This window comes from Haloarcula sp. Atlit-7R (genome assembly GCF_003666065.1).
GTDB classification, from domain to species: domain Archaea; phylum Halobacteriota; class Halobacteria; order Halobacteriales; family Haloarculaceae; genus Haloarcula; species Haloarcula taiwanensis.
Map to the genome: position 1 here is coordinate 1 of NZ_QXIK01000034.1, position 4365 is coordinate 4365.

Consider the following 4365-nt stretch of genomic DNA (forward strand, 5'->3'; position numbering starts at 1 on the left):
CGACCGAGATCACCGACGCGTTCATCATATGGACGTACATCCAGGGCATTCTCGGGGTGAAGAACGCGGCGAACGGGTCGGTTAGTTTGGCGATTTCCATCCCGTTGCGGGTGACCATCTCGTAGCCCCGTGGGGTCTGCATCCAGGCGTTGACGATCAAGATCCAGAACCCCGACAGCCAGGCACCGAAGCCGACGAGTACCGACGAAATAATGTAGGTCCGATCTTTGACTCGGTCGCGGCCGTACAGCAACACGCCAAGGAAGACGGCCTCTAAGAAGAACGCCATCTTCGCTTCGAAGGCCAGCGGGCCGCCGATCAGTTCTCCAGCCACCTCGGCGAACTGTGGGAAGTTTGTGCCGAACTGGAAGCTCATCGGAATACCGGTGACTGTACCCATCACGAAGCCGGCGGCGAAAACATTCACCCAGAACGAGCGCAATCGCGCATACCGCCGCTCGTTCGTCCGCACGTCTTTCCAAGTGAAGTAGATAATAAACGGTGCGAGCCCGATCGAAAGAGATGCGAAGATGATGTGAACGGAAATTGTCCATCCAAACTGCATACGGCTCGCGAGTTCTGGTGAGAGGAACGTCACTAATCCTGGGACGATGGCACCCAGTAGTGTGATTGGACTCATTGACCTTACGCTACGACACAATAGCTTATGAGTAGCCCCACGGTTCCCACTTTGGAGCATTCACTACAACATTTTAATCAATAAGCCTATATTTCTTACATTATAGATTTATATTATTATCCATATGCCAATGTTAGTTTGCGAAATGATAAAAAGACGGAATTGGGTGTGTAGAGGCGACGATAACGATATTATGGCGAACAAATCAATCACATGGACGCTCTTGTGGCGTAGATTGTTGGTGAGGATCTCGTACCTCGGGTGAGTCCCCTGAGATTCCTCGTTCAACCGGTTTCGCCCCCAGTTCTGGATCGATTGATCGCGTAGTTCAACTCTTAGAAAATCACCAGGCAGCCCTCCACTAACAATCCCCTACCCAAGAGCGAAGCCCAGAATGCGGGTGTTGGGATTCCGCGTGCACCGACACGAAAGTCAGATACCGCCGAAACGGGCTGGTGAGTCAGAACCGGACGATTGCTACGTGGCACGGGTTGAGACCCGTCGTTTCAATGCATATGAAACTACCTTCCTTCGCTTGCCCCGATTAGAGTGCCTGCTCGACAAACTGCGACACAATGCGGTCTTCGGCATCCCCACAGAAGTTGAGACCGCCGCTCTCAATGGACGAGTTCAATCGTCTCCGTGTCATGAATAGCGCCGGTGGTATCTCATGCGTGACCCTGCGATGATTCGTCTGCCGTCTGCAGTACAGGAGTGGCCGAAGCTACAGAATGCATAAAAGGAATCATGAACCTATGCAGACAATAATAGTGTTGTTTATCAAAGGTCAGAATTTGAGCGCAGTAGTTGAGACTGGTTCTCTCAATGCATACGATCTGAGCGACACTGTAGTTACCTCAACGCACTATCACCTGTCAATATCGGGCGTTCTGCATGAACTGGACTGAATTTGTGCCTAACCTGTGGCCGATTTCGGCAATCGACACCGCTCTCGACCAGCTATCTCTTTCAAAAGTGAGTGATAACTTCTAAATCTACTATAGCTGTTTGTAGTGCTATTATACTCTTAAACCGATGTTTAGAATTTTGTTGTGATAACAAATGGTAATGACAACGGAAAGTTTTCTGAGATATTAGAGCAGGTTCGACTGCGTATTAACAAGTCATGATTATTTCGTTGTAGTGCTAAGAGCCAGCATTTCAAGCCGGCTCGTGTGTCACCTTTGACTTGGACGATTTTGACAGACGAGGGACCCTCTCATCAGCATCCGGTGGTTCGTAAGAATATTTCTCTTGACGTTCAATTCTGGATGGCGGACGAAGCGCAAACCAATACCACCCAGCGTGGAAATTCGATGGTCGACGGAATAGATCCGACTGAAACGAGACGATCGGTGCTTACTGACGGAGCCACCACCACCCGCTCACAATCACGACTGCCGCGAGTACGGCCAAACCGACGACGAGGGCAGTGTCGCCGCCCGGACCCGACGGTTCTGCGATGGTTACTGCTACGAGCGACGGTTCCATCCGGATCATGTCACCGTTGGTCGTCTCGGCGGTCGCGTTGAGCGCGACGGCGTGGGTGCTCTCGACTGCGTCTTCCGAGACCGAGAGTTCGAAGCCGAACGTCGCGGTCTCGCCGGGGTCGAGCGCGCTGACGAACGCGCTGGGGGATTCGCTGGTGAACGGCGGGGCCGTCGCGAGGCTGACTCGCACGTCTTCGAGGCGCGTGTCGCCGACGTTCGTGACGCGGACGCTGAGCCTGTTGCTCGTGTCGATGCCGTAGCTGGCGTTCACCGCCTCGAACGCGAGGCGGTCGGGCTGGGGCACGACATCACCGCGGACGCGGAGCGGCGCGCTCTCTCTGGCATCGCCACTCGGTCCCTCGTAGCGGACGGTCACGTCGAGCGGCCGGGGACCGGCCTCAGCCGTCGGGGCGACTGCTGCGTCGAACGTGAAGTCGGCCGTGGCGCCCGTCTCGATATCGCCGAGGGCGTACGTCGTCTCCGCGAACCGGACATTCGGCGATGGAGAAGAGATGACGACCACGGCATTGCGTGTCGGTGTGGGACCACGGTTGACGACCGTCCCGCGCACCTGCCCCTCCTCACCGACAGCCAGCGAGACGTCGGGATTTCGGACGGCGAAGTCGGGCTCGGGCGCGACGGCCACCCCGATGCTTGCGGGCCTGGCCGACGCATCGGCACCCCGGTCGGTCCGGTAGTCGACGGCCGCGTCAAGCGTGTAGGTCCCGCCCTCCGTGCTGGGCGGCGCGGTCACGTCGAAGGTGAACGTCCGTTCGGCCTCAGACGGCCAGTCCCCGACGAACCGGGTGCTCGCATCCCCTCCGTCAACGGCGAGTGCCCAGCCAGCCGACCGGAGGGTGAGCGTGGCTTCATTCGTCCGCACCCCGTCGTTCCGGAGCGTGACGCCGAGCGTTCCCGACCCGCCGGCCGCCACGTCGCTGTCCACGTCGGTGACGACGAACTGGCGGTCGGTCCGTGGCTCAACGCCGACGACGCTGGACTCATCGGTCTGCCGGACGCCGCGGTCGTCGTCAAACGCAGTGGTCACCCGAAATGGGTACGTCGCGTTCGTCGCTGTCTCGGTCGCTGCAACCACGTAGGTCAGCGTCCGTCGTTGCCCGGGATCCCACGCGCCGGCGTAGTGGCTTGACGTTCCTGACGACCCGACGCGGACATCGGGATCCAGCGAACCCAGTGAGACGGCCGTCTCGTTTGCCGCTTCGCTGCCGACGTTTTCGAGGGTCACAGAGACCGTGCCGACGCTCGCCGGTCCCACGTCGGCCTCGGTGTCGACGACGGCGAACTGGGCTTGCTCAACGACCCGGACTGTCACGGACAGCGTCCTCTCGACTGTCCGCGATCGAGAGAAGCCGCCGCCCTCGTCGATCTCCGACGTGTGCGTGTACGCCACGCGCAGGGGGAGGCGATACGATCCGGGTGAGGCGTCTTCATCGACCGAGATACTGAATGGGACGACCCGCTCGCCACCGTCGGCAATGCTTCCGACGCTCTGCCGGCCAGTGGTGACGGAGAGCGGCGCGTCGCCCGCCCGAAGCTGGGTGCTGACGCCGGTTGCCGTGAGAACCCGCTGATTCAACTCCGGGTTCGTCGTCGACATGGTCTCCAGTTCACCCGCATTGGTGAGCGTTACCGCAAGCGTCGCCTCCTCGCCAGCGGCGACGCGGTTGTCGGCGAGCGAAGCGGAGAGCTCCGGTGCCCCTCTGACGAACCCCACGACGACGCCGGAGACAAGCAGCGAGCAGATGACCACGACGGTGAGCAGCTTCGCGCCGGTGGCGAGTCGGCTCATCCGCCCTCCGTCGATCGATCCGTCTCAGTGGCGATTCCGCCGTCGCGAAGTGTGGTAGGGTCGTTCATGGGTATCGGTGGATCGGCAGTCGGTGGCATCGGTCACGCCATCAGATGTCCCGCCGTTCGAACAGGAGGACGCTCACGCCGACGCAGGCGATGGCCCCCGCGAGCAGGAGCAGCGCGCCGGCCACGTCGTAGGTCCCCTCGCTGAGGATGTCTACAGGACTGAAGTACCGCGTCGGGCTGAGAGCCCCGAGCCATTCGAAGTCGGTGTCGGTGGTTACCGTATCCAACAAGAACAGGCCGAACACCGCACCGATCCCGCCCCGCTGGGCGATGTCGGCGCGGTCCAGGCGGACAGACAGCAGCAGGCCGACACCGGCACACATCAGCAAATACGGGATCGAAAGCAGGTGAAGCGCG

At 59.7% G+C, this 4365-nt stretch carries 2 protein-coding genes and 1 pseudogene; all 3 read right to left on the reverse strand.

Annotated elements, in window-relative coordinates:
* Window positions 1-640: cytochrome ubiquinol oxidase subunit I (locus D3D01_RS22370; RefSeq protein WP_147439977.1), on the reverse strand; the 640-nt coding region annotated here is incomplete at its 3' end.
* A 1359-nt stretch (window positions 641-1999) separates the two neighbouring features.
* Window positions 2000-3940, reverse strand: a complete 1941-nt coding sequence (locus D3D01_RS22375; RefSeq protein WP_121513840.1) for a hypothetical protein — start codon at window positions 3938-3940, stop codon at window positions 2000-2002.
* 109 nt (window positions 3941-4049) lie between these two features.
* Window positions 4050-4365 (reverse strand): annotated as a pseudogene (locus D3D01_RS23860) (ABC transporter permease); the annotation flags it as partial.